The 25,748-nt window shown below is 61.1% G+C and carries 26 protein-coding genes; 16 read left to right on the plus strand and 10 right to left on the minus strand.

Annotation, left to right across the window (positions count from 1 at the left end; all coding sequences use genetic code 11):
• The first annotated feature begins 175 nt into the window (after positions 1-175).
• Entirely contained in the window at positions 176-844 is a 669-nt protein-coding gene (locus ACVC7O_RS08150) for a DNA-3-methyladenine glycosylase I (protein ID WP_458325588.1), read from the plus strand.
• On the opposite strand, the gene arsJ is transcribed toward ACVC7O_RS08150, so the two are convergent.
• The 7 genes from arsJ to ACVC7O_RS08185 all read right to left on the minus strand — a co-directional run bounded on the left by arsJ (position 841) and on the right by ACVC7O_RS08185 (position 9,074).
• Positions 841-2,106, minus strand: coding sequence for an organoarsenical effux MFS transporter ArsJ (arsJ, locus tag ACVC7O_RS08155; protein ID WP_458325589.1), 1,266 nt, complete (start codon positions 2,104-2,106; stop codon positions 841-843). The genes ACVC7O_RS08150 and arsJ overlap by 4 nt on opposite strands.
• Before the next feature lies 1 nt (position 2,107).
• Positions 2,108-3,106, minus strand: coding sequence for an ArsJ-associated glyceraldehyde-3-phosphate dehydrogenase (locus ACVC7O_RS08160; protein WP_458325590.1), 999 nt, complete (start codon positions 3,104-3,106; stop codon positions 2,108-2,110).
• Positions 3,103-3,939: an arsenate reductase/protein-tyrosine-phosphatase family protein gene (locus tag ACVC7O_RS08165; RefSeq protein WP_458325591.1), complete on the minus strand. Its 837-nt coding sequence runs from the start codon at positions 3,937-3,939 to the stop codon at positions 3,103-3,105. The genes ACVC7O_RS08160 and ACVC7O_RS08165 overlap by 4 nt, the downstream gene beginning before the upstream one ends.
• Before the next feature lie 109 nt (positions 3,940-4,048).
• Positions 4,049-4,483: a universal stress protein gene (locus ACVC7O_RS08170; protein ID WP_458325592.1), complete on the minus strand. Its 435-nt coding sequence runs from the start codon at positions 4,481-4,483 to the stop codon at positions 4,049-4,051.
• A complete protein-coding gene (locus tag ACVC7O_RS08175; protein ID WP_458325593.1) occupies positions 4,480-7,095 on the minus strand; it encodes a TRAP transporter permease in 2,616 nt (871 codons plus the stop codon). Before ACVC7O_RS08175 ends, ACVC7O_RS08170 begins: the two co-directional genes overlap by 4 nt.
• 112 nt (positions 7,096-7,207) lie before the next feature.
• The gene (locus ACVC7O_RS08180; RefSeq protein ID WP_458325594.1) at positions 7,208-8,176 is read right to left on the minus strand and encodes a TAXI family TRAP transporter solute-binding subunit; all 969 of its coding nucleotides are present in this window, start codon (positions 8,174-8,176) and stop codon (positions 7,208-7,210) included.
• Positions 8,177-8,210: 34 nt separating this feature from the next.
• The gene (locus ACVC7O_RS08185; protein WP_458325595.1) at positions 8,211-9,074 is read right to left on the minus strand and encodes a MurR/RpiR family transcriptional regulator; all 864 of its coding nucleotides are present in this window, start codon (positions 9,072-9,074) and stop codon (positions 8,211-8,213) included.
• 112 nt (positions 9,075-9,186) lie between these two features.
• Between ACVC7O_RS08185 and ACVC7O_RS08190 the strand changes: the two genes are divergently transcribed.
• Positions 9,187-10,503 (plus strand): aspartate aminotransferase family protein, encoded by a 1,317-nt coding sequence (locus ACVC7O_RS08190; protein ID WP_458325596.1) that lies wholly within the window; start codon positions 9,187-9,189, stop codon positions 10,501-10,503.
• Here the strand turns inward: ACVC7O_RS08190 and ACVC7O_RS08195 are convergent.
• On the minus strand, positions 10,500-11,288 hold the full coding sequence (locus tag ACVC7O_RS08195; protein ID WP_458325597.1) for a nitroreductase family protein: 789 nt from the start codon (positions 11,286-11,288) through the stop codon (positions 10,500-10,502). The two genes, ACVC7O_RS08190 and ACVC7O_RS08195, sit on opposite strands and share 4 nt — an antisense overlap.
• A gap of 124 nt (positions 11,289-11,412) precedes the next feature.
• Here ACVC7O_RS08195 and ACVC7O_RS08200 point away from each other — a divergent pair, with 124 nt between their 5' ends.
• Genes ACVC7O_RS08200 through ACVC7O_RS08225 form a run of 6 tightly spaced genes read left to right on the plus strand, consistent with a single transcriptional unit; the run spans position 11,413 to position 16,202 of the window.
• Positions 11,413-12,144 (plus strand): succinate dehydrogenase/fumarate reductase iron-sulfur subunit, encoded by a 732-nt coding sequence (locus tag ACVC7O_RS08200; RefSeq protein ID WP_458325598.1) that lies wholly within the window; start codon positions 11,413-11,415, stop codon positions 12,142-12,144.
• Complete coding sequence (locus tag ACVC7O_RS08205) at positions 12,144-12,488, plus strand: succinate dehydrogenase (RefSeq protein ID WP_458325599.1); 345 nt, start codon at positions 12,144-12,146, stop codon at positions 12,486-12,488. The genes ACVC7O_RS08200 and ACVC7O_RS08205 overlap by 1 nt, the downstream gene beginning before the upstream one ends.
• Positions 12,485-12,823: a succinate dehydrogenase, cytochrome b556 subunit gene (gene sdhC, locus ACVC7O_RS08210; protein ID WP_458325600.1), complete on the plus strand. Its 339-nt coding sequence runs from the start codon at positions 12,485-12,487 to the stop codon at positions 12,821-12,823. Before ACVC7O_RS08205 ends, sdhC begins: the two co-directional genes overlap by 4 nt.
• A 3-nt stretch (positions 12,824-12,826) precedes the next feature.
• Positions 12,827-14,584, plus strand: a complete 1,758-nt coding sequence (locus ACVC7O_RS08215) for an L-aspartate oxidase (protein WP_458325601.1) — start codon at positions 12,827-12,829, stop codon at positions 14,582-14,584.
• Entirely contained in the window at positions 14,581-15,537 is a 957-nt protein-coding gene (locus ACVC7O_RS08220; RefSeq protein WP_458325602.1) for a fumarate hydratase, read from the plus strand. The genes ACVC7O_RS08215 and ACVC7O_RS08220 overlap by 4 nt, the downstream gene beginning before the upstream one ends.
• Complete coding sequence (locus tag ACVC7O_RS08225) at positions 15,534-16,202, plus strand: fumarate hydratase C-terminal domain-containing protein (protein WP_458325603.1); 669 nt, start codon at positions 15,534-15,536, stop codon at positions 16,200-16,202. Before ACVC7O_RS08220 ends, ACVC7O_RS08225 begins: the two co-directional genes overlap by 4 nt.
• Here ACVC7O_RS08225 and ACVC7O_RS08230 read toward each other — a convergent pair.
• Both ACVC7O_RS08230 and ACVC7O_RS08235 read right to left on the minus strand, forming a co-directional pair.
• Positions 16,199-16,942 (minus strand): sulfite exporter TauE/SafE family protein, encoded by a 744-nt coding sequence (locus tag ACVC7O_RS08230; RefSeq protein ID WP_458325604.1) that lies wholly within the window; start codon positions 16,940-16,942, stop codon positions 16,199-16,201. The two genes, ACVC7O_RS08225 and ACVC7O_RS08230, sit on opposite strands and share 4 nt — an antisense overlap.
• Positions 16,939-17,850: a LysR substrate-binding domain-containing protein gene (locus tag ACVC7O_RS08235; protein ID WP_458325605.1), complete on the minus strand. Its 912-nt coding sequence runs from the start codon at positions 17,848-17,850 to the stop codon at positions 16,939-16,941. Before ACVC7O_RS08235 ends, ACVC7O_RS08230 begins: the two co-directional genes overlap by 4 nt.
• A gap of 150 nt (positions 17,851-18,000) precedes the next feature.
• Between ACVC7O_RS08235 and ACVC7O_RS08240 the strand changes: the two genes are divergently transcribed.
• From ACVC7O_RS08240 to ACVC7O_RS08275, 8 genes are all read left to right on the plus strand, one after another.
• The gene (locus ACVC7O_RS08240) at positions 18,001-18,975 is read left to right on the plus strand and encodes a Bug family tripartite tricarboxylate transporter substrate binding protein (RefSeq protein WP_458325606.1); all 975 of its coding nucleotides are present in this window, start codon (positions 18,001-18,003) and stop codon (positions 18,973-18,975) included.
• A 93-nt stretch (positions 18,976-19,068) separates the two neighbouring features.
• The gene (locus ACVC7O_RS08245; protein ID WP_458325607.1) at positions 19,069-19,560 is read left to right on the plus strand and encodes a tripartite tricarboxylate transporter TctB family protein; all 492 of its coding nucleotides are present in this window, start codon (positions 19,069-19,071) and stop codon (positions 19,558-19,560) included.
• The gene (locus ACVC7O_RS08250; RefSeq protein ID WP_458325608.1) at positions 19,557-21,071 is read left to right on the plus strand and encodes a tripartite tricarboxylate transporter permease; all 1,515 of its coding nucleotides are present in this window, start codon (positions 19,557-19,559) and stop codon (positions 21,069-21,071) included. The genes ACVC7O_RS08245 and ACVC7O_RS08250 overlap by 4 nt, the downstream gene beginning before the upstream one ends.
• Before the next feature lie 162 nt (positions 21,072-21,233).
• Positions 21,234-21,611, plus strand: coding sequence for a hypothetical protein (locus tag ACVC7O_RS08255; protein ID WP_458325609.1), 378 nt, complete (start codon positions 21,234-21,236; stop codon positions 21,609-21,611).
• On the plus strand, positions 21,608-22,666 hold the full coding sequence (locus ACVC7O_RS08260; RefSeq protein WP_458325610.1) for a Rieske 2Fe-2S domain-containing protein: 1,059 nt from the start codon (positions 21,608-21,610) through the stop codon (positions 22,664-22,666). The genes ACVC7O_RS08255 and ACVC7O_RS08260 overlap by 4 nt, the downstream gene beginning before the upstream one ends.
• Positions 22,663-23,424, plus strand: a complete 762-nt coding sequence (locus ACVC7O_RS08265; protein WP_458325611.1) for a hypothetical protein — start codon at positions 22,663-22,665, stop codon at positions 23,422-23,424. Before ACVC7O_RS08260 ends, ACVC7O_RS08265 begins: the two co-directional genes overlap by 4 nt.
• Positions 23,424-23,705: a hypothetical protein gene (locus ACVC7O_RS08270; protein ID WP_458325612.1), complete on the plus strand. Its 282-nt coding sequence runs from the start codon at positions 23,424-23,426 to the stop codon at positions 23,703-23,705. The genes ACVC7O_RS08265 and ACVC7O_RS08270 overlap by 1 nt, the downstream gene beginning before the upstream one ends.
• Complete coding sequence (locus ACVC7O_RS08275; RefSeq protein WP_458325613.1) at positions 23,698-25,677, plus strand: thiamine pyrophosphate-binding protein; 1,980 nt, start codon at positions 23,698-23,700, stop codon at positions 25,675-25,677. The genes ACVC7O_RS08270 and ACVC7O_RS08275 overlap by 8 nt, the downstream gene beginning before the upstream one ends.
• Positions 25,678-25,748 lie beyond the last annotated feature (71 nt).

Here is a 25,748-nt window from a genome sequence, read left to right on the forward strand (position 1 = left end):
CAAAGCCGGGACTGTGAGGTGTGGCGCGTCATGGGTTCACAGTGTTTCAGCACTGCGCGGGTTGCAAGGGGCACGGGCGACACCGCGATTTCCGCACAACGCCCTGTGCTCGATTGATCGTTTCTGCGCAGCGGTGTTTCGGCTAGGGTGCCGAGCCAGACCGGAGGAGGCCACCATGCGCAGCTTGCAGGATATTCTCGCCATCAGCATTGAGCGGAAAGGATCAGAGGCTGCGATTTTCGACGGGTTCACGCCCGCGAAGACGGCAGAAGACCTCAGCGCCTGCCCGGATGACCGGTGGCTCGCCGCGATGACCCGCGCGATCTTCAACGCCGGATTTAACTGGAAGGTTGTCGATTCGATGTGGCCGGGGTTCGAGAGCGCGTTCAAAGGGTTCGACCCCGCAGCCTGTGCGATGATGGACGATGAGTGGTTTGATCAACTCCTCACTGACACGTCGATCGTACGGCACGGGCCAAAGATCCGAGCGGTACAGGAAAACGCCGTCTACCTGCAGGAGCAGGCGCAAGACCATGGCGGCTATGGCGCTTTCATCGCACAGTGGCCTGCGGATGACTTCACCGGCCTGCTGGCGCATCTGAAGACGGAAGGAACACGGCTCGGCGGGACAACGGGGCAGTACTTCCTGCGCTCCATGGGCGTCGACGGTTTCATCCTCTCCCGCGATGTGGTGGCGCGGCTGATTGCTGAAGGTGTGGTTGACAAGCCGCCGACATCGAAGGGCGCCATGCGCGCGGTTCAGGCCGCGTTTTCGGACTGGCAGGAGAGTTCTGGACGGTCGCTAAAAGAGATCAGCAGGATTCTCGCCATGAGCATCGGCTAGACTCGCTGCACAGCGGCCTTGGCTGTTGTGCCGCGCAGCCGGGCCGCACCGAACGTACTCAGTGCCAAGAGCACCGCCGCCGTCCCAAGGCAGAGCGGCAGACCGCCCATTTGATAGCTTAGGCCGGACAGTACCGTGCCGATCAACCGACCCGCCGCATTGGCCATGTAGTAAAACCCGACATCCATTGTCACCCGCTCGCCGGTGCTGAAGGCGAGAATGAGATAGGAATGCAGCGCGGAATTCACCGCGAAGAGGGCACCAAAGATCAACAGTCCGATGATCAGCGTAACCGTCAGCCAGGTGGTCGGCTGCGGCGCGAGGAAGCTCAGCAGGGCCAGACCTGCGGGGATCACGATGAGTGCTGCAACCCAGCGCCTTGCGTCGCGGACGATCTCGGCCTCATTGCGGCCCTTCGCGTTCAGCAGCTTCGGGGCTGCCGCCTGCACGCCGCCGTAGAGGATGATCCACAACGCCATGAAGCTTCCGATGGTGAAGAAAGCGGCGCGATTGCCTGCCTCGGTACCATCCGACAGCACCGCGTAGAAATAGATCGGAATGCCGACGACAAACCAGACATCGCGGGCTGCGAAGAGAAAGACGCGCGCAAAGCTCAACCAGTTGACATTGGCGTTCTTGGAAAACACCTCGCGGAACTTCGTGCCCTTGCGGCCGGTGGGCAGGCCCTTTGGCATTTTCAGCATGATCGCCACGAGGATGACGGCGAGCACCGCTGCCATGCCGAGCACGGCGCCTTCGAGACCGACCCAGCCCAGAAGCAGCGCGCCGATCAGGAAGCCGCAGCCTTTGACCGCATTCTTCGACCCGGTCAGCAGGGCGACCCAGCGGAAGAGGCCGCCTTGCTCGGCTGGGGCGAGCAGCTTGACGGCGGATTTCGCACTCATCTTGGAGAGGTCCTTGGCCACGCCCGATGCGCCCTGGACAGCCATGACGAAGACAACCGAGACGGCGACGGTCCAGGTCGGATCCAGTTGTGCCAGGGCGATGAGCGCCGCGACCTGCAGGGCGAGGCCAGCATAGAGTGTCGAGGTCAGGCCAAAGCGCGCGGCGATCCAGCCTGCGCTGAGGTTCGTCACCACGCCTGCGATCTCGTAAAGCACGAAGAGATAGGCGAGTTGGACCGGTGAGAAGCCGAGCGTATGGAAGTGCAGCAGCACCAGCATCCGCAGCGCGCCATCGGTCAGCATGAAGGCCCAATAGGCCGCCGTGACGGCGATGTAGGCTGCTCCAGCGCGCTCCATATCAGAGGCTGCCCGCGACCATGAAGGCGACGTCAACAAGTCGATTTGCATAGCCCCACTCGTTGTCATACCACACGTAGACCTTGAGCTGGGTGCCATTGACCACCATCGTCGAGGGCGCATCCACAATGCCGGAGCGGGGGTCGTTGGTGTAATCCGTGCTCACCAGCGGGCGGGTCTCATAGCCGAGGATACCCTCCAACTCACCCTCTGCTGCGGCCTTGAACAGGCCGTTCACCTCTTCGACCGTCGTTTCGCGCTCCAGCTCGAACACGCAATCGGTCAGGGAGGCATTCAGCAGTGGCACGCGCACGGCATGGCCGTTCAGGCGCCCGGTCAACTCGGGATAGATCAGCGTGATCGCGGTCGCACTGCCGGTGGTCGTCGGAATGAGCGAGTTCAGCGCCGAGCGCGCGCGGCGCAAGTCCTTCGCGGGGCGGTCCACAATGGTCTGCGTGTTGGTCACGTCATGAATGGTGGTGATCGACCCGTGCTTGATGCCGAGGTTCTCATGCACCACCTTAACCACGGGGGCGATGCAGTTGGTGGTGCAACTGGCCGCTGTCACGATGTCATGGGTTGCGGGATCGTACGCCGCGTTGTTCACCCCATAAACGATGTTGGCGGTCGGTCCGTCTTTCACCGGGGCCGAGACGACAACTTTCTTTACACCGGCGGCAAAGTAAGGTGCCAGCGCGGCCTCGGTCTTGAACACGCCGGTGCAGTCGATGATCACATCAACACCATCGAGCGGCAGTGCGTCCAGCGTGGCTTCGGAGTGCACCGGCAGCCGCGTGCCGTCGATGGTGATGCCGCCCTCATCGGCGCTGAACGCAGCGGGCCAGCGCCCGTGAACCGTATCAAATTCCAGCAGATGCGCATGCATCGCGGCATCGCCCACCGCATCGTTGATCCACGCGATCTTGGCGCCCCGCTCGAGCAGGGGGCGCAGTGCCAGTTTTCCGATCCGGCCCAATCCGTTGAGGGCGTATGTTGTCATGCAGGTGTTCCTTCCAGATGGTCTGCGCCGATCTCATCGACCGCGGCTTGCAAAGAGATGGTGTCGAGCGTGTCGATTGGCAGAGCGGCAAAGGCCTTCAACCGGTTGCGCAGGGCGCCATAGGTCTGCTGAAACGCCAGCCGCCGCTCAGCCAGGCTGCCGGTGGCTTTCACCGGGTCCGGCAGACCCCAATGGGCGCTGATCGGTTGGCCTTCCCACGAGGGGCATTCCTCGTTTGCGGCCTGGTTGCAGACGGTAAAGACGAAATCCATGTGCGGGCTCTCCGGTGTTTGGAACTCAGAGGTATGTTTGGAGCGCAACAGTGATGTGTCATGCCCCTTGTCCTTGAGCATCTCGATGGCGAGCGGGTTCAGCTCGGAGGCGGGGTCGGTTCCCGCCGAATAGGCCGTGAACCGTCCGCCCTCCAGATCACGCAGGATCGATTCCGCGAAGATCGAGCGGGCGGAATTGCCAGTGCAGATGAAGAGAACGTTGTAGGTCGTGTCAGTCATCGGTCGTGCTCCTTTTGTGAGAGGGGGGCACAGCTCGGGCCGGCCCCGGCAGCAGTCAATGAAGAGAAAGTCGATGAGTTCCGCTGCTGCACCGGTGTTGGCGCTGTACCTGAGAGAGGTGCCGTGGCGCTTCTGGCGGATCAGACCTGCGTCGGTCAGCGCGGAGAGGTAGACCGAAGTCGTGGAGGGTTTCAGCGACAATGCGCTGGCGATCTCACCCGCTGGAACCTGATCGGGATAGCGCCGCATCAACAGCCGGAAGACGGCCAGCCGCTGCGGATGGCTCAGGGTTGAGAGGCGGATCAGCGAGTCTTTTTCCATATTTCATGAATATATGAAATATTAAGCTACGCAAGATGGTTTTGCGGGCTGGCGCAAAAGAAAAGGCGCGCCCGGAATCGGACGCGCCGGAAGCCACCACGGACCCTGATTATTGTCGGACGACGTGCACACTGCAGTTGGAATGCCGCACGACGCGGGCGGCATTCGGGCCGAGCAGGTAATCCTTGAAATCCGGTTTGTGCGCGCCGATCACGATCAGCCCGCAATTGGTTTCCTGCGCCACGTGCAGAATTTCCTCATAGGCCTTCCCGGTCGCCACCACGTGACGCACCATCGCGTCGACATCTGCACCGATGCTCGCCGTGACCTCGTCGCTCAGCAGTTGCCGCGCTTCGGCGACGGCTTTCTCGTGGTGGTCCTGCTCGAAAAAGCTGCCCACGATGCTCTCACCGAAGTCCGGCACAACCGTCATGACATCCAGCGTGGCCCCATCGAGATCGGCCAGTTTCTTGGCGACGCGCAAGACATCCGCGTCCTGGCCCTTGTGGCTCACGTCGATCGCGCAGAGGACGGGACGGCTCATGCGGTGGCTCCTTCTGGTTTTTCTTCTTTGCCCATGCGCCCACGCTGCAACAGCACAACGAGACCCAACAGGAGCAGGGCGGGGATAAAGATCAGCTCTTTGGGCATCTGATCCGCCGGGGCCTTGACCTCTTTGATGGTCACAAAGTCATCGCCGTAGAAGTCATAGGCCTGGAAGGTCTCGGCATAAGGCGTGCCAAAGAGCGGCTCTTCGAGCACGATCTGGTCGCCTTCTTCAAGTGTCAGCAGACCGAAGGTATCCATCCGTGTGCCTGGTTCTTCATCACCGATGGCGACCAGCAGCGTGGTTTCGGTGATCTCGCCTGTGTCGAAATCCGGCCCGCTGACCACCACGCGGAACTCGCGGCCTGCCGGGGCTTCTTCGACTTTCTCGGCAAACTGCTGCGGCGCGATGTCTTCGAACGGCGGTTGGATGCGGTTCATGAAGAAATCCGGACGGAAGAGCGCGAAGGCGATGAAGATCAGCACGATGCTCTCATAGATCCGGTTGCGGGTCAGGAAGTAGCCCATGGTGCCTGCCGTAAAGACGAGGATCGCGATGGTCGCCGTGACGAAGACGAGTATGCCTTGCGCCCAGGTCACGTCGATCAGCAACAGATCGGTGTTGAAGATGAAGACGAAGGGCAGGGCGACCGTGCGCAAAGAGTAGAAGAACGCCACAAAGCCCGTGCGGATGGCATCCCCGCCCGAGACGGCGGCAGCCGCGAAGCTCGCCAAGCCTACCGGGGGCGTCACATCCGCCATGATCCCGAAGTAGAACACAAAAAGGTGCACTGCGATCAGCGGCACGATCAGCCCGGACTGCGCGCCCAGTTCCACAACCACACCCGCCATGAGCGAGGAGACCACGATGTAGTTCGCCGTGGTGGGTAGGCCCATGCCGAGGATGAGGCTGAGAAGCCCCACCATGATCAACATCAGCACCAGCCGTCCGCCGGAGAGGAACTCGACCAAGTCCGCCATCACCTGACCCACACCGGTCAGCGTGACGGTGCCCACGATCACACCGGCGGTGGCTGTCGCGAGGCCAATACCGATCATGTTGCGCGCGCCGTCAATGAGGCCGTTGAGCAGATCGACCACGCCATCCTTGAAGGCGTTGGCCATGTCATTCTCGCCCCGGAAGATCGACTTCAGCGGCTTCTGCGTGAGCAGGATCACGAAGAGCAGTGCCGTGGCCCAGAAGGCCGAGAGCCCCGGAGACTTCTGCTCGATCATCAGGAAGTAGACCAGCACGATGATCGGCAGCAGGAAGTAGAGGCCCGCTTTGTAGATCTCGCCCACGACGGGCAGTTCGATCTCCTCGGCGTTGGGGTCATCGGGCTCCAGATCCGGCACTTTGGCCGCGAAGAAGAGCAGGATGACATAGGCCAAGAATACCAGCGCGGAGAGCAGCAGGCCGGAGTTCGGCAGTGCCGAGGTGATCCAGCGCACCGGGTACTGCACGCCGTAGCAAAGAAGTGCAAAGCCCACGAAGAAGGCTGCCATGCCGCCGATGGTTTTGCCCATCGACACGACACGGTTGCCCAGCGTCGGCATGTTGTTCTTCACCGCTTCCAGATGCACGATGTAGACCAGCGCGATGTAGGAAATCGCCGCTGGCAGGAAGGCATGGGTGATGACCTCCACATAGGAGATGCCCACATATTCCACCATCAGGAAGGCCGCGGCCCCCATGACGGGCGGCATGATCTGACCGTTCACGGAGGAGGCCACCTCAACCGCGCCGCCTTTCTCAGACGAAAAACCCACGCGCTTCATCAGAGGGATGGTGAAGGTGCCGGTGGTGACCACGTTGGCGATAGAGGACCCCGAAATGAGGCCCGTCGCAGCAGAGCCCACAACAGCAGCTTTCGCAGGGCCACCGCGCAGGTGACCGAGCGCGCCGAAGGCCATCTTGATGAAGTAGTTGCCCGCGCCCGCCTTATCGAGCAGGGCGCCGAAGAGCACGAAGAGAAAGACGAATTTGGTCGAGACCCCGAGCGCGATGCCAAAGACCCCTTCGGAGGTGATCCACATATGGCTCATCGCCTTTTGTAGTGAGGCGCCTTTCCAGCGGATCACATCGGGCACGACTTCGGAGGAGCCGAAGAAAACGTAAAGCAGGAAGATCGTGGCGATGATCGCCATCGCGGGGCCGAGCGCACGGCGCGCACCTTCGAAGAGTATCACCAGACCAATCAACGCGAACCACTTGTCGGTGTCATCGGCGAGACCGCCGGAATTCACGATCTTGTCGTAGAAAATATAGCCGTAAAGCGCGAGAAATGCGCCGCCAAGGGCCAGAATCCAATCATGGATCGGGATGTAGTGGCGCGGGCTCGACTTGAGCATCGGGTAGGCCATGAAGGCCAGGAAAATGGCAAAGGCCAGGTGGATCTGGCGCGAGTTGTTGATGACCGAGCCGGGCAGCAGCTGGTTCGACAACGGCGAGGCCAGCATCACCTGAAACAGCGACCAGACGATCGCGACGATGGCCAGGAAGGTGCCGACGGACCCGGCTGGGTTTCGGGCCCCCGCGTCAGATGACGAGACGAGGTCCTGAAGTTCTTCTTCGGTCAGCGCACGGCCGCCGCTTGTCTTATCTGTCATTTCACTGTCTCCCTGACGTGCCACGTTTTTTTGGTGTGGCTTATGTCGTGTGGTGCCCTTTGGTGGGCGTCAGAGGGCGGCACACCGCCCTCTGGAATGGCATTGGATCAGATTATTCGATCCAGCCTTTTTCTTTGTAGTACTTCTCAGCACCGGGGTGCAGCGGTGCCGACAGGCCAGCTGTCGCCATTTCTTCCGCTGTCAGGTTGGCGAAGGCCGGGTGCAGCTTTTTGAAGTCTTCGAAGTTATCAAAGACCGCCGAGACAACCGCATAGACCGCATCTTCCGACACAGACGCCGAGGTCACGAAGGTCGCACCCACGCCGAATGTGGCCACGTCACCATCGGTGCCGCGGTACATGCCGCCGGGGATCTTGGCCGAGCGGTAGTAGGAATTGTCGCCGATCAGGGCGTCAATCTCGGCACCGGAGACTTCAACCAGCACGGAATCGCAGGCGGTTGTAGCCTCCTGTATCGAACCCGAGGGGTGACCCACGGTGTAGATCATCGCGTCGATCTGGTTGTCGCAGAGCGCTGCGGATTGCTCAGCCGCTTTCAGCTCGGAGGCGAGGGCCAGATCGGACATCTCCCAGCCCATCTTCTCCATCACCACTTCCATCGTGCCGCGCTGGCCTGAGCCGGGGTTGCCGATGTTGACACGCTTGCCTTTCAGGTCGGCGAAGCTGCTGATGCCCGCATCAGCCCGGGCCACAACGGTGAAGGGCTCTGGGTGTACGGAGAAAACCGCGCGCAGATCTTCGAACGCACCCTGTTCCTCGAAGCGCGAGGTCCCTTTGTAGGCATGGTACTGCCAGTCGGACTGCGCCACACCGAACTCTAACTCGCCCGCGCGAATTGTGTTGATGTTGTAGACGGAGCCACCGGTCGATTCGACCGAGCAGCGGATGCCGTGCTCTTTCCGGCCCTTGTTCACCAGGCGGCAGATCGCACCACCTGTGGGGTAGTAAACCCCGGTCACACCACCGGTGCCGATGGTGATGAATTCCTCAGCCATGGCCACCGGCGCGGTCAGAACCGCAACCGCTGCACCAGCGACTGTCATCTTCAATCCATTGAACATAGTTCTCTCCCTTATATGGATTATCGGTTAGTTATCAGCCGTCCAGAACCTCTTGTAAACGGCGGTTGCTCAGTTCCACCTCCGCGATGCGGTTGCGCGAGGATTCGCCCCCGATCCGGGCCAAAAGGCCCATCAAGGTTTCCACGAAAAACAGCGAAGCGGTATAGGAGGAAAAGAAATGTGGCGTCTTTGCCGGGGTAATGAAACGTGCTGATGCATATTTCAGCGCCGGGCAGGTGTGGCTGTCGGTGACCACCACCACATAGACGCCGTTGCTGCGCGCCAGCTCCGCAGCCCGAACCGGGCGCGGCGAGAAGGGCTGTTGGGTGATGATGATCAACACATCCTGATCATCGAGCCCGGCAAGCCCCGCGCCCAATGAAGCGCCCATCCGGCCTGCCATGCTCCAGTTGTCGAAGAGCAGGCTCGCCATATAGGTGAGGTGCTCGGCTACCCCGGTCGAACTCAGCGTCCCGAAGACCATCACGTTGCGCGCCGCGTGCAACTTCTCAACGGCCTCATCCAGTTGTGAGGTCTGAAGGCTGCTGGCAAGGGTGTGGATGTTGTCGATGCAGGACTGTGCGAAGTCCTGCGAGAAATCGCTGCCCTCATCCTGTTGTAGCGTGGACAGTTGCCGGGCACGGGCGGTCGGGCTGTTCACGCGCCGCCCCAGAGAGGTCCGGATATCACCACGCAGAGCGCCAAAATCTTCATATCCCAGGGCACGGGCGAGGCGCGAAAAGGACGCGGGCGCGATGTCGCTGTCTTCGGCGACCGCACGCAGCGAGCGTGTCGCGATATCGACCTGGTTTTCCAGGAGGTAGTCAGCGGCCTGCTGCAGCTTGCTGCTCAGATCGCCGTAACTCGCAGATATCCTGATATCAAGTGGTTCGGCCACGCACGCCCCCAAGCCGCTGTGAGTCCATTCGCGATGATTCATTTGTTTCAGCGCATTGTCAACGAAGGCTCCATGTGTTTCACAATTGGCAGCAAAACGCGGGAGAGTCCGAATGTCACATGTGTTTGCAAGGCACTCTAGAACCGATCTTCGACGTGCGTCTATAGGTAAAGGTACGTACCTCTATGATGCTGATGGAAAAGAATATTTTGATGGATCGGGCGGTGCGGCGGTGTCCTGCCTCGGGCATGGCGACCCTGACGTGATCGCCGCCATTCAAGAGCAGGTGGCCCAGCTGGCCTATGCGCATACGAGCTTCTTCACCTCGGAGCCTGCCGAGGAGTTGGCGGATCGTCTGGTTGCAGCAGCGCCCGGCAATTTGGACAAGGTGTACTTCGTCTCGGGCGGGTCCGAAGCGGTCGAGGCGGCACTGAAACTGGCGCGACAATATTTTGTCGAGATTGGCCAACCCGAGCGGCACCGGTTCATCGCGCGGCGGCAGAGCTATCACGGCAATACACTGGGGGCGCTGGGGACCGGTGGGAACGTCTGGCGCAAGCAGGCCTTCGCGCCGATCATGGTGGAGACCTCGCTGATCTCGCCCTGCTATGCCTATCGCGGGCAGCAGGAGAATGAGAGCGCGTTTGATTACGGTCAGCGGGTCGCCAATGAGCTTGAGGCGGAGTTGCAACGGCTGGGACCAGAAACGGTCATCGCCTTTGTGGCCGAGCCGGTCGTGGGCGCCACCTTGGGTGCCGTGCCGCCGGTCGAAGGCTATTTCACGCGCATCCGCGAGATCTGCGACCAACACGGTATCTTCCTGATCCTCGATGAGGTGATGTGCGGGATGGGGCGGACGGGCAGCCTGTTTGCCCATGAACAGGAGGGGATCACGGCAGACATCGTGACCATCGCGAAGGGGCTTGGGGCCGGGTATCAGCCCATCGGAGCAATGATGTGCACCGACACGATACACCAGGCCATTGCCGACGGGTCGGGGTTTTTCCAGCACGGCCATACCTACATCGGCCACCCGACGGCCTGCGCAGCGGGCAATGCGGTGCTGAAAAAACTGACCGGGGGCCTGGTCGAGCGCTGCGCCATTATGGGAGAAAAGTTGCAAGAGGCCTTGCAAGCCGAATTTGGCCAGCATCCGCATATCGGCGACGTGCGGGGACGCGGGCTCTTTCGCGGGCTGGAAATTGTCGAGGACCGCGCAACCAAGGCACCTTTTGATCCGGCAAAGGGTATCAACAAGACCATCAAGCAGACGGCCATGTCTCATGGCCTAGCGTGTTATCCGATGGGCGGTACCGTCGATGGCCGGATCGGCGATCACGTTCTCTTGGCCCCGCCGTTCATTATGGAAGACCACCACGTGGACGAGATCGTATCGAAGCTCAAGAAAACGTTCGACGATGTTCTCTAGTCGAGGTTAAAGCCGATTTGGCGTACAAAGCTGCCAAAATCTGTGCGTTGTGGCGCGGCATACATCCGGGCTTTGGCTTCGGACCAGCCCGGACCATCTGCGCCGTCGAGGCGCCGGGTGTCGTAGCCTTTGACCTCCTCCTCCGTGATGTCCGCGAAGTGGTTGTAATGGATCGTTTTGCTGAGCGGCAGCCGGGGGCTGATGTCAGGCGCACCAGCCGGATGGCCCACCGCCATCGCAGCGACTGGGAACACGTGATCGGGAAGTTGTAAGAGGTCTTTGACGTCGTCAAGGTGATTGCGGATTGTGCTGATCGGACAGCAACCGAGGCCCGTTGCTTCGGCCGCTGTCATGAAGGTGGCAAGCGCGATCCCCGCATCGACGCTTGCATTGAAGAAAGCGTCGAGGTGGTCGTTCGGGAACGGTTGCGCATGCCAGTGCTGGATATGACGTTGCCGCCGATTGTTCGCCAGGAACACGACCATCGCGGGCACATCTGTGATCCAGGCCTGCGCGGCAAGCAAGGTTTTCAGCTGCGTCAGTAGTTCTGCATCGGTGATGATGACGATGTCGCGCTGTTGCAGGTCACTCTTCGAGGGCGCCGAGAGCGCGGCAGCACACAGGGTTTCGAGCAGCGCGATCTCGACCGCTTGGTGTTTAAATGCACGGCAAGATGCCCGGGCTGCGATCTGCGTCAGAACCGCATTCTCAGCCACCTCTGCGGGCACGGTCGGTGCCTCGCCAAATCGTTGCGCGAAGAGTGCGGTCAAGGTCCGATCAGGCATGAAGAACCCCGCATTTTTCGTAAGGAAGGCTTACAAAAAGCATAAGTACATATTCCTTCTCGTTAGGTATTCTGGCGTTTATACCATAGGCGCAACTCGAACAGCCACAAGACAGGAAGCCGATTTGGGCCGCGAGAATGACGTTCTGGAGGTGTCGGTCTGGCGCGGGACATCCGCGGGCGGCGGCTATCAGACCTTCGACGTGCCCGCGCAGGACAACCAGACCATCCTCGACGTGGTATCCTGGATCCAGCAATACGCGGATGCGTCGCTCACCTATCGCTTTGCCTGCCGGGTCGGCATGTGCGGCTCCTGCGCGATGATGGTGAACGGACAGCCCCGCTGGACCTGCCGCACCCACGTCAAGAAGGTGCTGAAGGATCACAAGATACAGATTGCGCCGCTGCGAAACCTGCCTGTGATCAAGGATTTGGCGGCGGATATGGATCCCTTTTTCGACAAGTGGGTCGCCGCAGGGGGATCGCATGCTCCGAGTGCGACACGCGACGATCCCATTCCACCGGTTGATCCAAAGGACGCGATCCGCGTGGAGGCCAGCGCCGGGATTGAATGTATCAACTGTTCGATTTGCTATGCGGCCTGCGACACGGTGGCTGGCAATCCGGACTACCTCGGCCCGGCGGCGTTGCAGCGGGCATGGACCTTGCTGAACGATGCCAAACATGACGGGCGGGACCAGATCCTGGATGCTGTCTCGGGCACCGGCGGCTGCCACAATTGCCATTCGATGGGCAGTTGCACGACATTCTGCCCCAATGATCTCGACCCGATGTTCGCCATCGCCGGGCTCAAACGCGAAACGACCCGTGCGTTTTTTCGCAAGGGGCGCCGCTGATGCTCGACCTGCGTCTTTACATGCTGCAACGGGTCACGGCGCTGATGATGGCGCCACTGGTGCTAGGGCACATCGCAGTAATGATCTACGCGGTGCAAGGCGGGCTCACGGCGGAGGAAATACTGGGCCGGACGCAAGGCTCGATCTTCTGGTTCCTGTTCTACGGCAGCTTTGTCGCCGCCGTTTCGGTGCACGCGGCGATTGGCCTGCGGGCGATCCTGCATGAAATTGTGGGGCTGAGTGGCGGGCCACTGCGCGTCGTAACATGGGCAATTACCCTGCTCCTGCTGGCGATGGGCACACAAGCGGTCATCGCGGTGACCTGGCCGGTCGGCGCATCATGAGATGCGCCCGCGCCCATCCGCTCTGGCTGGCCTTCGTGCTGCACCGTGTGTCCGGCCTCGCATTGGCGCTGTTTCTTCCGCTGCACTTCTGGGTTTTGTCGCTAGCGTTGACGCAGCCCGAGCGACTGAACCAATTTCTCAGCTTCACCGAGCAACCTCTTGTGAAGATGGCCGAATTCGGCCTGATCTTCCTGCTTGCCGTGCATATGTTCGGCGGGCTGCGGTTGATGGCGATGGAATGGCTGCCCTGGTCCGCGCCGCAAAAGACGCTCGCAGCCGGAGCCGTTGGCGTGGCGGTTCTGATTTCCGGCACCTTCTTCTTGCAGGTGGTGTGAGACATGGCACATGACATTGACCGGCACGATACGGACATCCTGATCCTCGGCACGGGCGGCGCAGGGCTCTTTGCCGCGCTGCACGCCCAGCAATCCGCGCCTGCGGGCACGAAGATCACGATTGCGGTGAAAGGGCTGATCGGCAAATGCGGCTGCACGCGGATGGTCCAGGGAGGCTATAACGTAGCGCTTGGCGGCGGTGACACGGTCGAACGACATTTCATGGACACCATTGAGGGTGGCAAATGGCTGCCCAATCAGCACATGGCCTGGCGGCTCTGCGAACAGGCGGTGGTGCGTATTCGCGAACTGGAGAACGAGATTGGTTGCTTCTTTGACCGCAACCCCGATGGCACGTTGCACCAGAAGGCCTTTGCCGGGCAGACCGCCGACCGCACGGTGCACAAAGGGGATCTTACAGGCATCGAGATCATCAACCGGCTGATGGAGCAGGTGCTGAGCCGACCGGTGGAAAAGCTGCAGGAACACCGCGCGATTGGGCTCGTGCCGACGAAAGATGGAAGCGCTTTGGCGGGCGTTCTGATGATTGACATGCGCACGGGGCGGTTTCGCTTCGTGCGCGCCAAGACGGTGCTGATGGCAACGGGCGGCGGGCCGACGATGTACAAATACCACACGCCAAGTGGTGACAAGAGCATGGACGGGCTCGCAATGGCGTTGCGCGTGGGCCTGCCGCTGCGGGACATGGAGATGGTGCAGTTTCACCCCACCGGGCTTTTGGCTGGCGAACACAGCCGGATGACCGGGACGGTGCTGGAGGAGGGGTTGCGCGGCGCGGGCGGGCAATTGCTGAACGCCGCAGGCCAGCGCTTCATGTTCGACTACGACGCCAAGGGCGAGCGCGCGACCCGCGATGTGGTCAGCCGCGGCATCTACGCCGAGATGCGGAAGAGCAACGACCCCGACCAGGTGGGCATGTTTATCTCGATGTCCCATCTGGGGCCCGATAACGTGCGCACCAAGTTCAAGGGCATGGTCAAGCGCTGTGAAGACAGCGGCTTTGACCTCGCGGGCGGGTTGGTCGAAGTGGTGCCCACAGCGCATTACTTCATGGGGGGCGTTGTGGTCGATGTAGATACGCGCACTGCTCTAGAAGGGCTCTATGTCGCGGGCGAGGATGCGGGGGGTGCGCATGGGTCCAACCGCCTGGGGGGCAACGGTGTGGCGAACTCGACTGTCTATGGGGGCATCGCAGGTGACACCATGGGCGTCGAGATCCGCGCCATGAGCGCTCTGCGCGACCCGGATGAAGACGTTTTGGCCGAAGAGATTGCGCGTGCGAGCCGCCCCTTGGCGCAGAAACCTGATCTGGTCCAACCGCTGCGCAATCAGCTACAGGAGGTCATGTGGGACGAGGTTGGCGTGATGCGAACCTCGACGGGTATGCAGCGGGGTCTCGACAAGATCGCGAACATTCGCGATGCCTTGATGCAGGTCGGTGTGGCACCGGACAACTTGGCGTTCAACCTGACCTGGCACGATTGGCTGAACATGGCGAGCCTGTGTGACATTTCTGAAGTGATTGCCAAGGCTGGCCTGGCGCGTGAAAACTCCCGGGGGGCGCACTATCGCGAAGATTTCCCCGAGCCAGGTGCAATGGAGGATTCGTACTTCACCGTCGTGCGACACGACGGATGCGACATCAATGTCACTCGAGAAGATGTTGATTTCTCTATCGTTCGCCCCGGTGAGAGCATTCTGCCGGACGGTGAGCCTGACACCTTGGTGGCTGCACAATGATACCGATTGATCTCATTCAAAGCACCGCGGAAACCTTGATGGACAAGGCTGCTATCGAGATCCCCCAGGACTATCTGGACGGGCTGAAGGCAGCCGCCGAGACCGAGGACGGTGATCTGTCATCCTTCGTGCTCAAAGCCATGCTGGAGAACTACGAGGCTGCGAAAGAGGACCGCCGCGCGATGTGCGGCGACACCGGTGTGCCGCGATGGTTTGTGAAGCTCGGCAACGAGGCGCGGATCGAAGGTGGTTTTGTCGCGCTGGAAGCCGCGCTGCGCCGGGCCACGGCGAACGCGACGACCGGTGTGCCCCTGAGGCCCAACCGCGTGCACCCGCTCTGGCGCACGGATCACAATAACAACGTCGGGATCGGTGCGCCCGAGATCGAATACGGGTTTGAGCCTGAAGGCGAATGGATTGATTTGATCACCGTTCACAAAGGCGGGCTTTTTGGCACGGATTACCGGATGCTCTTTCCGTCCGACGGGATCGAAGGGATCAAGCGGTTTTACCTCGACAGTCTTGTCGCCTTTGGCAAACGAGGTCTGGCTTGCCAACCTGCCATCATCGGTATTGGACTGGGCGGGTCCAAAGACACCTGTATGGTGCTGGGCAAGCGGGCGTCGGTTCTGCGCACGGTCGGCAGCCGAAACTCCGATCCGAAGATTGCGGCGATGGAAGATGAGTTCAAAGAACTCGGCAATTCCATCGGTATGGGTGCCATGGGGTTTGTAGGCAAAAACATGGTGATAGACTGCAATATTGAAGTGGGATACTGCCACACGGGCGGTATGCAGATGTCAGTGCATGCGTTTTGCCTGTCCTCTCGCCGTGCGGTCGCGCGCCTGTTTCCGGATGGTCGGGTTGAGCATCGGACCGATCCCGATTGGTTCACAGCTTACCAACGTCGCGAGACCGTAGACTGGGATCCGGTGCGGGAGGCGGCGGAATGAAAATCCGCGAGGTGACCTTATCGACAACGCCCACTGCCGAGGCCGTAGCCGATCTGCGTCTCGGCGATATCGTCTATCTCGATGGGCTGATCTACACAGCGCGCGAGGGCGTCTATATGCGAGCTTTGGAGGAGAAGGCCAACATCCCGATGGAATTGCCCTCGCAGAGCGCCGCCAATTTCCACTGTTCACCGGCCGCCGTCATTCGCGAGGACGGGTCCTTCGATCTGGGCGCGGTCACGGCCACCGCGAGTTTCCGCTTTGCCAAATGGCTGCCGGAGTGGATGGCAAAGACGGGCGCACGGCTGATCATTGGCAAAGGCGGTATGTCGTCGAAGGATTACAAAGAATACTTCGTGCCGAATGGCGCGGTCTATCTCTCAACTGTTGGCTATGGCACTGGCGCGCTGTTGGGGCGGGGGGTCGAGACGGTGGAGGCCGTGCACTGGCATGAAGAGCTGGGGATCGCGCAGGCGATGTGGGTGATCAAGGCGCGGCGCATGGGGCCTTTCATCGTAGCGTCAAACTTGCAGGGTGACTGCCTCTTCGAGCGAGAGAACACGAAGATCGCCGAGAACCTTGACCGTGTCTATGAAGGGACCAAGCCAGCGGTGCTGAAACGCTATGGTGAGACCGACGACCGCTCCGATGAGGTGATCGGTTAGAACAGCTCTCGCAGCAAAAGCACTGTTCCGGACAGAAAGCAGACGGCGATGAGCAGCCTGCGAAAGACCGCGTCGTCAAGTCGTCGGAAAACAGCGATGCCAACCTGTGCCGCAATGATGGCGGTGGGCAGGGCCACAGATGTGTAAATCAAGGTTTGCGTATGGTAGGCACCGTTCCAGGCCAGAACGATGGCTGAGAGCCCCAGAACCACGACATTGAAGGGTTGCAAGACAGCCCGGGTCTCGTATCGCGGCCAGGCGCGCATCGAGCACCACATGGTGGGCAGTGCGCCCGAGAGAGAGGCCGCCCCCCCGAGAATACCCGCGAAAAACCCAACCGTGCAGTCGATCACCGGTGTTGGCCGATCGATTTGAGGCAGCGTGCGCCGTAGGGTGAAAAACCCGCCGTAGAGGATCAGAAAGGCCGCAATCAGCAGCTTCAAAGTAGAGACATCCACCTGCTTGAGGGATGCGACCCCCAGCGGGATGCCGACGACTGCGGGCAGGAGAAAGCGGGCAAGCCGTCGCAGGTTGTTGGCGATGGCATGGCGCACGATCCAGAGCCCCTGCAACCCGCTGAACACTGAGATCAGCACCGTGATGGCGACAGCTTCCAGCGCAGGCATGACACTGAGAAAGAAACCAAGCGCAAACAGCGCAGTGCCAAAGCCTGCAAGCCCGTTGATAAAGCCGCCCGCGATGGCTCCGATCACGAGATAAAGGATGTCGGTATCAGTCACGCAGGCTGCCCAGAGCGCGGCGACTGACCGAAGGCACCGATCTCCACCGAGGTCAGACAGACGCTGTGCAACTCCTTGAGCACGGAGGCGCGCGCGGTATCACGCGGAAAGGCGAGGCCCAGCCGCCGGACGGGGGCATCTGGCCCCAAGGCAAGGCGCTTGAGCGGCAGTGGGCTGTTGGTTTGCACGGCCCGTCGCGGCGCGATGGCGACGCCGAGCTTGGCAAAGACCATGCTCGAGATTGCTTCCAGCCCATCCAACTCCATGGCCTCGTTTACGCGAATCCCTTTCTTTTGCAGCCAGCTTTCGATCATGTGGCCGACCACCGCGTCCCGGTTGAAGCGGATGAACGGGTAGGTGGCCAGAAGCTCGAACGGATCGTCGCTATCGATGTCCTGGGACGCCAGCAGTTGCAACGGTTCTTCGGCGATGTCGAGAAAGTCCAGCCGCGCGGGTAGCAGATCGGGTCGCGTGACAATGGCGGCGTCGAGCGCGCCGCGCTCCAGTTGTGACACCAGTTGGTTGCTGAGCCCCGGAAAGAGCCGGACGCGGACCTGCGGATAGGCGCTCACCAGCATGGAAATCGCGGAAGGCACCATCGTCGTCAGGGTCGTGGGCAGGGCGCCAAGCGCAACGTCTCCGCTCACGCCACGCTCGCCCAGCACGGAAGGCAACATCTGGTCATAAGCCTGCACCACCTCACGCGCCTTCGAAACAAGTGCACGACCGAGAGGTGTCAGCTCCGGCGTGCGCCGGGAGCGATCAAAGAGCTGCACGCCCCAGTTTTCCTCGAGCGTGCGCATCTGCTGGCTGACCGCGGCATGGGTGACATGGACGGCATCCGCAGCGGCGCTGAAGGTCTTGTGATCGTAGACGGCGATCAGCGTCCGAAGCGTGCGTATCGACATGTCGCGCGCGGCCCTTTGTTAAGCTGTGCTTACTGGAAGTGTAATGCATTATTACTTCTATAAAGCATGCCTTAAGGTTACCAATTGTCAAGGGTGCCGTCGGCTTGGCCCGGAACGGTCCGGAAACAAGACACGACTGGGAGGAAAACGATGACATTCAAGACACTCGGCGCGGTCTGCGCCTTGACCCTGGGCTTGGCCGGGGCTGCTGTTGCGGAGTATCCCGAGCGGCCGATTAACATGGTCATTCCCTATGGCGCGGGCGGGGCGACGGACATCTCTGCCCGCACGATCGCAGAGCCGTTGGGCGCTGCGGTGGGCAAGCCGCTGGTGATGGCGAATGTCACCGGTGCGGGCGGTGCGACCGGGTCTGTCGCTGTGCAGAACGCCAAGGAAGATGGCTACACCATGCTCTTTGCGCGCGTGGGCTCGCATTCGGTGAACCCGGCGATGAAGGCGACGCTGCCCTATACGCTCGATGATTTCCGCTTTGTCACCGTCTATGAGATCAATCCGGTTGCCTGTGCAGTCAGCCCGTCTTCGGGCATCACATCCATGGAAGACCTGATCGCCAAGGTCGATGAGGGCGGGGTGACCTATTCCTCCTCCGGTGTCGGCTCGCTCCTGCATCTGGCGGCTGTCATGGTGCTGTCGGAGTTCGGCGTCGAGGAGCCGCTGACCAAGACCACGCATATCCCGCAGAAGGGCGGCGGCGCGGCAGCCACGGCGGTGCTGAACGGTACGGCGACGTTTCTCTGCACCAACTCTTCGGCCATCGCCAGCTTCGTGGCGAACAAGCAACTCGTCCCCTTGATGGTGACCACGGCGGAGCCTGTTGCGGGCTTTGATGTGCCGACGGCGGCTGACCTTGGCAAACCCGCGCTGCACCAGCTGGTAGGCTGGACCGGTATCGCGGGCCCGGATGGTCTGCCGGATGATGTGGCAGAGAAGTGGGGCACGTGGATGGCGAGCGCCACGGCGGACCAGGAGTTCCTTGAGAAGATGACTGCGCGGGGCTCTGTGATCGAGCTCATGTCGCCAGAAGATGCCAACGCTTTCATCCAGGGACAGTACGAGACGTTCCGCAAACTTGTTGACGATCTGGGTATGAGGATTGAAGGCTAGGCCCATCGCCTTGCGCAGCAGATGTGGAGAGACGCCGGGCAGTCAGGCCGCCCGGCGTTTTTTGTCGCGTGGAATAGGGTTGGAGGGGAGCCAGTGACACAACGGCAGGTGCAATTGCGTCTGGGGGTCGGCGCGCTTTTTGCAGCGCTTTTTCTGGCGCTCTATGGCATTCCGCAATGGGTGTCGTCGCCCAGCAATGTGGGTAACATCATTCTGTCGCCGCTGTTCTGGCCCTATGCGTTGGCTGGTCTGACGGGGCTGACCGGATGCGGATTGCTCTTCTCGGGCCTGCGTCTTGAGCGGGATGATGACCCGTTGAACGAGGCCAGCGAAGAGCCCGGCACGGCGTGGCTGCGCCTTGCCGGGATGGCCGTGATCATGGGGCTGACGATGGTGCTGTTGCCCCGGCTCGGCATGGTGCTGACCTCGATGCTGATTTTCGTCGCCACGGCCTTCCTCGTGCGCACGCGACACCCCGTCACAGCGCTGATCTGTGCGGTGATCATCCCGCTGGTGCTCTACGCTTTCTTCGCCCATGTCGCCGGGGTGGCGATCCCGCAGGGCAACTACCTGAGGTTGCCATGAGCTTTCTCGACAGTATCGCAGCCGGGCTCAGCCTCGTTGGAAACATCGAATCCTTCCTGGCGCTGTTCATCGGGGTGGCTATTGGCGTGATTGGGGGCGCCATTCCCGGCATGTCGGCGACAATGGCCGTGGCGCTGACCTTGCCCTTTACCTTCGCGATGCAGCCGATCACCGGCATCCTGCTGTTGCTCGGGGTTTACAAGGGAGGCATCTTTGGCGGATCAATCCCGGCAATCCTGATCAAGACGCCCGGAACACCGGCGTCTTCCGCCACGATCCTCGATGGCTATCCGATGGCCGAGAAGGGTGAGGCCGGTCGGGCGCTGGGCATGGCGCTCTGGTCGTCCTGCACGGCGGATGTGATCTCCAACATGTCGCTCATCCTCTTTGCGGGGTGGCTGGCGTCGTTTGCGTTGAGCTTCGGGCCGCCAGAGTTCTTTACGCTGATCCTGTTTTCCCTGACGATCATCGCAGGCGTATCGGGCGAGAGCCTGCTGCGCGGTGCGCTTTCGGCGCTTCTGGGCCTGCTGCTCGCGACCATTGGGCTCGACCTTGTCTATGGCACCAATCGCTTCACTTTTGGTGATCCGAACATGATGGGGGGGCTGAATTTCATCGCCGTGCTGATCGGGCTCTTTGCGATCCCAGAAATCCTCGCGATGGTTTGGCACCCCACCGCGCATGTGGGTAAAGCCCGGTCACTCGGCAAGAACTGGGTGACCTTCGGGGAATACCGGCGCAGCTTCAAATCCATCGTGCGGGGCAGCTTCATTGGGGTATTCCTCGGTTCCATCCCTGGCATTGGGGCTGCGCCCTCAGCCTTTCTGAGTTACTCCGAAGCGCGCCGCACGTCGAAGAACCGCGACAACTTTGGCAAAGGCGAGATTGAAGGCGTCGCCGCATCCGAGGCCGGCAACAATGGGGTGGCGGGGGCCACTCTGATCCCACTGTTGGCCCTTGGTGTGCCCGGCGATGTGATCACCGCGATCATCATCGGCGCGTTCATGATCCACGGGCTGCAGCCCGGCCCGATGATGTTCATTCTGAATGTCGATATCATCTACGGGCTGTTCATTGGTCTGATCGTCAGTTCGGTCTTCCTGTTCTTCATCGGCACGATTGCAATCCGCGGTTTCAAATACGTGGCCGACATCCCCAAACGCATCTTGATCCCGGCGGTTCTGGTGCTCTGCATCTATGGTGTCTTCGCGGTGAACAATAATATCTTCGACGTGGGCGTGATGTTTGTGATGGGCTGGATTGGCTTTCTTATGGTCCGCTATCACATTCCTGCAGCACCCTTCCTGATTGCCTTCATCCTCGGGCCGCTGCTCGAGGACAATTTCCGCCAGTCGATGCTGATGTCGGGCAGCGACCCTTCGATCCTCGTGCGAGGGCCGATCACCTGGTTCTTCTGGGCGATGACGTTGCTGACCATTGTTGCCATCGTGCGGGCTGGGGTCCGGGCTGTGAAAAATGGCCCGACATTCGGCGAAAAGCGCGGCGGGTGATCGACAAGGCACGGTGACGTGCAAAAACCACATAGGCTGCAATTCGCCGAAGCGGCGGGGCAAATTTTGAAATTGTGATTTGGTCGCAGACCCCAAATGCGTGCAGTTTTCGGGTGAGACGTTGAGCGCGCCTCACCTAGCAAAGAGCGGAGCGCCAGGGAGATGAACCAAGCCGAAGCAATCCTCATGGCGCTGCGCATCTGGGGCAGTATCGGCGCGGTGGTCGCGGCGCTGTTCCTCACCATCGGCATGGACCGGATCGATGAAGATGCGCGCGAGGCCTACATTTTTCGACCGCTGCTCATTCCCGGCGTGTTGGTGATCTGGCCGCTCGTGCTCTGGCGCTGGTATCTCTATGAGAGCGGGCGCGAGCGGTGGGCCCGCCGCTACGACCCACCTCGTAAGTCGCATTTCACGGTCGGGTGGCTGCTGCCCATCGGCATCTGTGTGATCATTCTGGCGGGTCTCAGCCAGCGGCAGAGCTGGCCATCTGATATCGCGCCTGTGCAGATATCCGCGCCTGCGGAGGCTGCACAATGAGCGTCAAATACATCCCGGTTCAGTGGAACCTTAACAAATACATTTACGATGCGGTGATGCTGCTCGGCGTTGGGCTGTTTCTCTACGTGTTCCTCTATGCGGCGCCCGGCATCCTCAGCCACGAGCGTCCGATCAATGCGCAGGTGCACAACGCTCGGGCCTTCGGCGCCTGTGCCTTTGTGATGCTGACAGTGATCCTGTGTATCGGCCCGCTGGCGCGGCTCGATCCGCGGTTCCTGCCGCTGCTCTACAACCGACGGCATTTTGGTGTCATGACCGCCTTCGTGGCGATCACCCACGCGGGCTACATCGTCGACTGGTACTTCGCCTTTTCCTCATCAAACAAGTATGAGGCTCTGCTCTTTGCCAACACGAGCTACGGCCAGCTTGCCGGTTTCCCCTTTGAGGTATTCGGGATCTTCGCGCTCTTCACACTGACCCTTTTGGCGGCGACGAGTCATGATTTCTGGATGAAATTCCTCAGCCCGCCGGTCTGGAAACGCATCCATTACCTGATCTATCCCGCCTATCTGTCGGTCGTGGCGCATGTCTCCTTTGGCATCCTGCAGGACCAGCAGAACCACGTTTTCACTGTGATTTTCATCGGTGGGGCGGCAACTGTGGGCGCGTTGCATCTGATGGCGGCGCTGAAGGATCGGCACACGGACCGAGCGCTTGCCGCAGAGGCGGCGAAATGGGTACCCGTTTGCGATGTGTCCGAGATGACGGAGGGTTTTGCCAAGATCAAACTCTTGGCCAATGGCGAACGCGTTGCTGTCTACTTGAACGCAGGCAAGCTCAGTGCGATATCAAACGCTTGCGCGCATCAGAACGGACCGCTTGGGGAGGGGCAGATCATCGACTGCCTGGTGACCTGCCCGTGGCACGGGTTTCAGTACGATGTCACCAATGGCCGCTCGCCTGCGCCTTTCACTGAGAAAATCCCAACCTACAACCTGAAGACCGAAGGGTCGGCTGTGCTGGTCGATCCACGCGCCAATCCGCCTGGTACCTATGTCGAGCCGGTCGCGGTGCCGGAAGGAGTTACCCGATGAGCGAGAATCGCCCGCCTTTCTTTGTCGGCTACCTCCCCGCACCAAAGGCTCTGCGCGGGGTGTTGCTCGCGATCTGCGTGCTGTTCATCTCCGGCCTCGCGGGCTTTGGACTGGCACTTGGGGTGGCGCAGGATGATCCGGGTGAAGGCGCATTCCGCTTCGATTATGGTCGCCAGACGGTCACCGGAGTTGTCGAGCTGACGCCCTATCCACTTCTGCGCGTGACCGAAGGAAACGAGCGGATCCCGGAGGGTCACACGCTGATGCTGGCCGGGGGGGGCAAGACCAACGTCGAGAGCCGCGCGATCCCGCTGGATGGACAGCTTGCGCAGGTCTCGGGCACGCTTCTGCAGCGCGGCGCGCTCGATATGCTGCAACTGCGGGGCGGTGAAAATGGGATCAGCGCGGCAGAGGGTGAGGCCCCTCAGATGGACACCGTTCCGCTCGGGCGCTGGAAGCTTGCCGGTGAGATCTGCGATGGCAAATGCCTCGCCGGTGCTATGCGGCCCGGACGTGGTCTGGCGCACAAGGCCTGCGCCAACCTCTGTCTGCTTGGAAAGGTGCCGCCGGTCTTTGTTTCCACGCAACCGGTCGACGGGTCCGAGTTCCTGTTGGTCACCGGCCCCGATGGCGGGCACCTGCCGGACGCGGCCTATCATTTTGTCGCGCAATTCGTCTCGCTGGAAGGCGAGGTAGAGCGGCGCGGTGATCTTCTCGTTCTGCGGATGGATCCGGACACGCTGGAGGTGCTGGACTGATGCGCCGTGTTCTCATGCTGATCTTGGTGGCCTTCCTCGCCACGGTGTTCTTTTATCTTTCGCGCTTCTGGTACTTGTCGCTCTGGGAACGGCCAGGGCTCTTTGGCTGGGAGGCGCTGAGGCCACAGGGCGATCTCGTCACCTTTTGGCTGCGCGGCACCAACGCCGCCCCCTTCGAATTGCTGATCTGGGCTCTGGGGTGTTTCGCGATCCTGAGCCTTGCCCAGAAAATCCATGACAAACTCACCAAGCCACCCCAGACAGGAGAGCCACATGAGTGACGACACCCTCGACTGGATCAGCGTCGGACACACTGGGGACCTGCCCGAAGGCCGGGTGAAGACGGTCACGGCCCGCACCACCTCGATCTGTCTTGTCCATTTCGATGGGCAATGGGCGGCCATGAACAACCACTGCCCACACCAGCGCGGTCCGCTGGGCGAAGGCTCTATCGAAAAAGGCATTGATGACAAATGCTGGATCCGTTGCCCGTGGCACGGATGGGATTTCGACCCGCTGACCGGCAAACCGCCGGGCGGGCATGAGGACACCGGCCAGCAGATGTATCCCGTGGACATCCGGGACGGCGAGATTTTCGTGGGGATCGAGCCGGAACCGCCGCATGAACGGACCGTGACGGATGTGATGGTGGAGACGCTGACCAACTGGGGCGTGCAGTCAGTCTTTGGCATGGTGGGGCACTCGAACCTCGGTCTCTCGGATGCGATCCGGCTGGCCGTCGTGGATGGCAAGATGTCCTACTTCGGCATTCGCCATGAGGGGGCTGCCGCCTTCGCAGCCTCGGCCTATGGCAAGCTCACCGGCACCCCGGCGGCCTGCCTGACCATCGCAGGGCCGGGGGCCACGAACCTGCTGACCGGGCTCTGGGACGCGAAAGTGGACCGCGCGCCGGTGCTGGCGCTGACCGGACAGGTCCAGACGCAGGTGATGGGGCCGGGGGCGTTCCAAGACATTGACCTGCTCTCAGCCTTCCAGGCGGTCACCAGTTTTTCGCAACCGGTGCTCGGCAGCTCTAATCATGCTGAGCTTGCGTCGCTTGCCTGCAAGACGGCGATTGTTGAGCAGAACGTGGCGCATCTGATCTTCCCGGATGATGTGCAGACCAATGCCTCCGATCAGCCCGCAAGTGCGCCGCAGGGGCGGGTGACGGCGGCGCCGGTGATCCCCGCGCAGAGCGAGATCGACAAGGCCGCTCAGATGATCAAAGCCGCCAAACGCCCGATCATCGTGGTCGGCCACGGCGCTTATCCGGTGCGTGACGAGATCGGAGCACTCGCCGAGACACTGGGCGCGCCGGTGCTGACCACCTTCAAGGCGAAAGGGCTCGTGCCGGATGATCACAGATGCGCAGGTGGCGTGTTGGGTCGGTCGGGCACGCCGATTGCCAGCTGGTTCATGAACGAATCTGACCTGATCCTCGCCCTTGGCACCAGCTTTTCCAACCACACCGGGATCGAGCGCAGCAAGGAGATCATCCAGGTTGATCACGAGCGCATGCAGCTGGGCAAGTTCCACCCGGTTGCCTTACCGGTCTGGGGCGACGTCGGTGCATTCTGCGAGGCGCTGCGCGCAACGCCCTGCACAAACCCGGATGCGGAGGATCAGATCGCTGAACTGGCCGAGCGGTGGGCGATCTGGCGGCGGGAGAAACAGCATCGACTGGACGAAGATCTCGGCAAGGGCATTCACTCCTTTGCCATCTTTGACGTGCTGGGCCGTTTGGTGCCGGAGAACACGATCTTCGCCGTGGATGTGGGCAACAACACCTATTCCTTTGGTCGTTATCTCGAAACCAAGGGCCGCCAGCGCGTGCTGATGTCGGGCTATCTCGGCTCCATCGGGTTCGGTCTGCCCTCAGCGATGGGCGCCTGGGCCGCAACACAAGACAAGGACGATCTGAAAGGCTGCAAGGTTGTCTCGATCTCGGGCGACGGCGGCTTTGGTCAGTACCCGATGGAATTCACCACCGCCGTGAAATACGGCATGGATATCACCCACATCCTGCTGCACAACGGCGAGCTCGGGAAAATCTCGAAAGAGCAACGCTCGGGCGAATGGCCGGTCTGGGAGACTGATCTGCAGAACCCGGGCTTCGCGGCCTTTGCGCGTCTCTGTGGTGGCTATGGGGTCAAGGTGACAGATGCGGGTGATCTCAAGAGCGCAATCCGCGACGCGCTCGATCACAAGGGACCCGCGCTGGTCGAGATCATGACAGATGCCGAGCTTGTCTGATCGGATTGCAGAGGGCGAGGCCATGCCTTAGGACGGTGCAACCGAGCTTTGAACGCGTGGCAGATGAACCG

This window comes from Roseobacter cerffii (genome assembly GCF_054226325.1).

Excerpts from the sequence above, each read along its gene's own strand:
- ACVC7O_RS08150 (WP_458325588.1), top strand. The coding sequence starts at position 176 with ATGCGCAGCTTGCAGGATATTCTCGCCATCAGCATTGAGCGGAAAGGA.
- arsJ (WP_458325589.1), bottom strand. The coding sequence starts at position 2,106 with ATGGAGCGCGCTGGAGCAGCCTACATCGCCGTCACGGCGGCCTATTGG.
- ACVC7O_RS08160 (WP_458325590.1), bottom strand. The coding sequence starts at position 3,106 with ATGACAACATACGCCCTCAACGGATTGGGCCGGATCGGAAAACTGGCA.
- ACVC7O_RS08165 (WP_458325591.1), bottom strand. The coding sequence starts at position 3,939 with ATGGAAAAAGACTCGCTGATCCGCCTCTCAACCCTGAGCCATCCGCAG.
- ACVC7O_RS08170 (WP_458325592.1), bottom strand. The coding sequence starts at position 4,483 with ATGAGCCGTCCCGTCCTCTGCGCGATCGACGTGAGCCACAAGGGCCAG.
- ACVC7O_RS08175 (WP_458325593.1), bottom strand. The coding sequence starts at position 7,095 with ATGACAGATAAGACAAGCGGCGGCCGTGCGCTGACCGAAGAAGAACTT.
- ACVC7O_RS08180 (WP_458325594.1), bottom strand. The coding sequence starts at position 8,176 with ATGTTCAATGGATTGAAGATGACAGTCGCTGGTGCAGCGGTTGCGGTT.
- ACVC7O_RS08190 (WP_458325596.1), top strand. The coding sequence starts at position 9,187 with ATGTCACATGTGTTTGCAAGGCACTCTAGAACCGATCTTCGACGTGCG.
- ACVC7O_RS08195 (WP_458325597.1), bottom strand. The coding sequence starts at position 11,288 with ATGCCTGATCGGACCTTGACCGCACTCTTCGCGCAACGATTTGGCGAG.
- ACVC7O_RS08205 (WP_458325599.1), top strand. The coding sequence starts at position 12,144 with ATGCTCGACCTGCGTCTTTACATGCTGCAACGGGTCACGGCGCTGATG.
- sdhC (WP_458325600.1), top strand. The coding sequence starts at position 12,485 with ATGAGATGCGCCCGCGCCCATCCGCTCTGGCTGGCCTTCGTGCTGCAC.
- ACVC7O_RS08215 (WP_458325601.1), top strand. The coding sequence starts at position 12,827 with ATGGCACATGACATTGACCGGCACGATACGGACATCCTGATCCTCGGC.
- ACVC7O_RS08220 (WP_458325602.1), top strand. The coding sequence starts at position 14,581 with ATGATACCGATTGATCTCATTCAAAGCACCGCGGAAACCTTGATGGAC.
- ACVC7O_RS08225 (WP_458325603.1), top strand. The coding sequence starts at position 15,534 with ATGAAAATCCGCGAGGTGACCTTATCGACAACGCCCACTGCCGAGGCC.
- ACVC7O_RS08235 (WP_458325605.1), bottom strand. The coding sequence starts at position 17,850 with ATGTCGATACGCACGCTTCGGACGCTGATCGCCGTCTACGATCACAAG.
- ACVC7O_RS08240 (WP_458325606.1), top strand. The coding sequence starts at position 18,001 with ATGACATTCAAGACACTCGGCGCGGTCTGCGCCTTGACCCTGGGCTTG.
- ACVC7O_RS08250 (WP_458325608.1), top strand. The coding sequence starts at position 19,557 with ATGAGCTTTCTCGACAGTATCGCAGCCGGGCTCAGCCTCGTTGGAAAC.
- ACVC7O_RS08255 (WP_458325609.1), top strand. The coding sequence starts at position 21,234 with ATGAACCAAGCCGAAGCAATCCTCATGGCGCTGCGCATCTGGGGCAGT.
- ACVC7O_RS08260 (WP_458325610.1), top strand. The coding sequence starts at position 21,608 with ATGAGCGTCAAATACATCCCGGTTCAGTGGAACCTTAACAAATACATT.
- ACVC7O_RS08265 (WP_458325611.1), top strand. The coding sequence starts at position 22,663 with ATGAGCGAGAATCGCCCGCCTTTCTTTGTCGGCTACCTCCCCGCACCA.
- ACVC7O_RS08270 (WP_458325612.1), top strand. The coding sequence starts at position 23,424 with ATGCGCCGTGTTCTCATGCTGATCTTGGTGGCCTTCCTCGCCACGGTG.
- ACVC7O_RS08275 (WP_458325613.1), top strand. The coding sequence starts at position 23,698 with ATGAGTGACGACACCCTCGACTGGATCAGCGTCGGACACACTGGGGAC.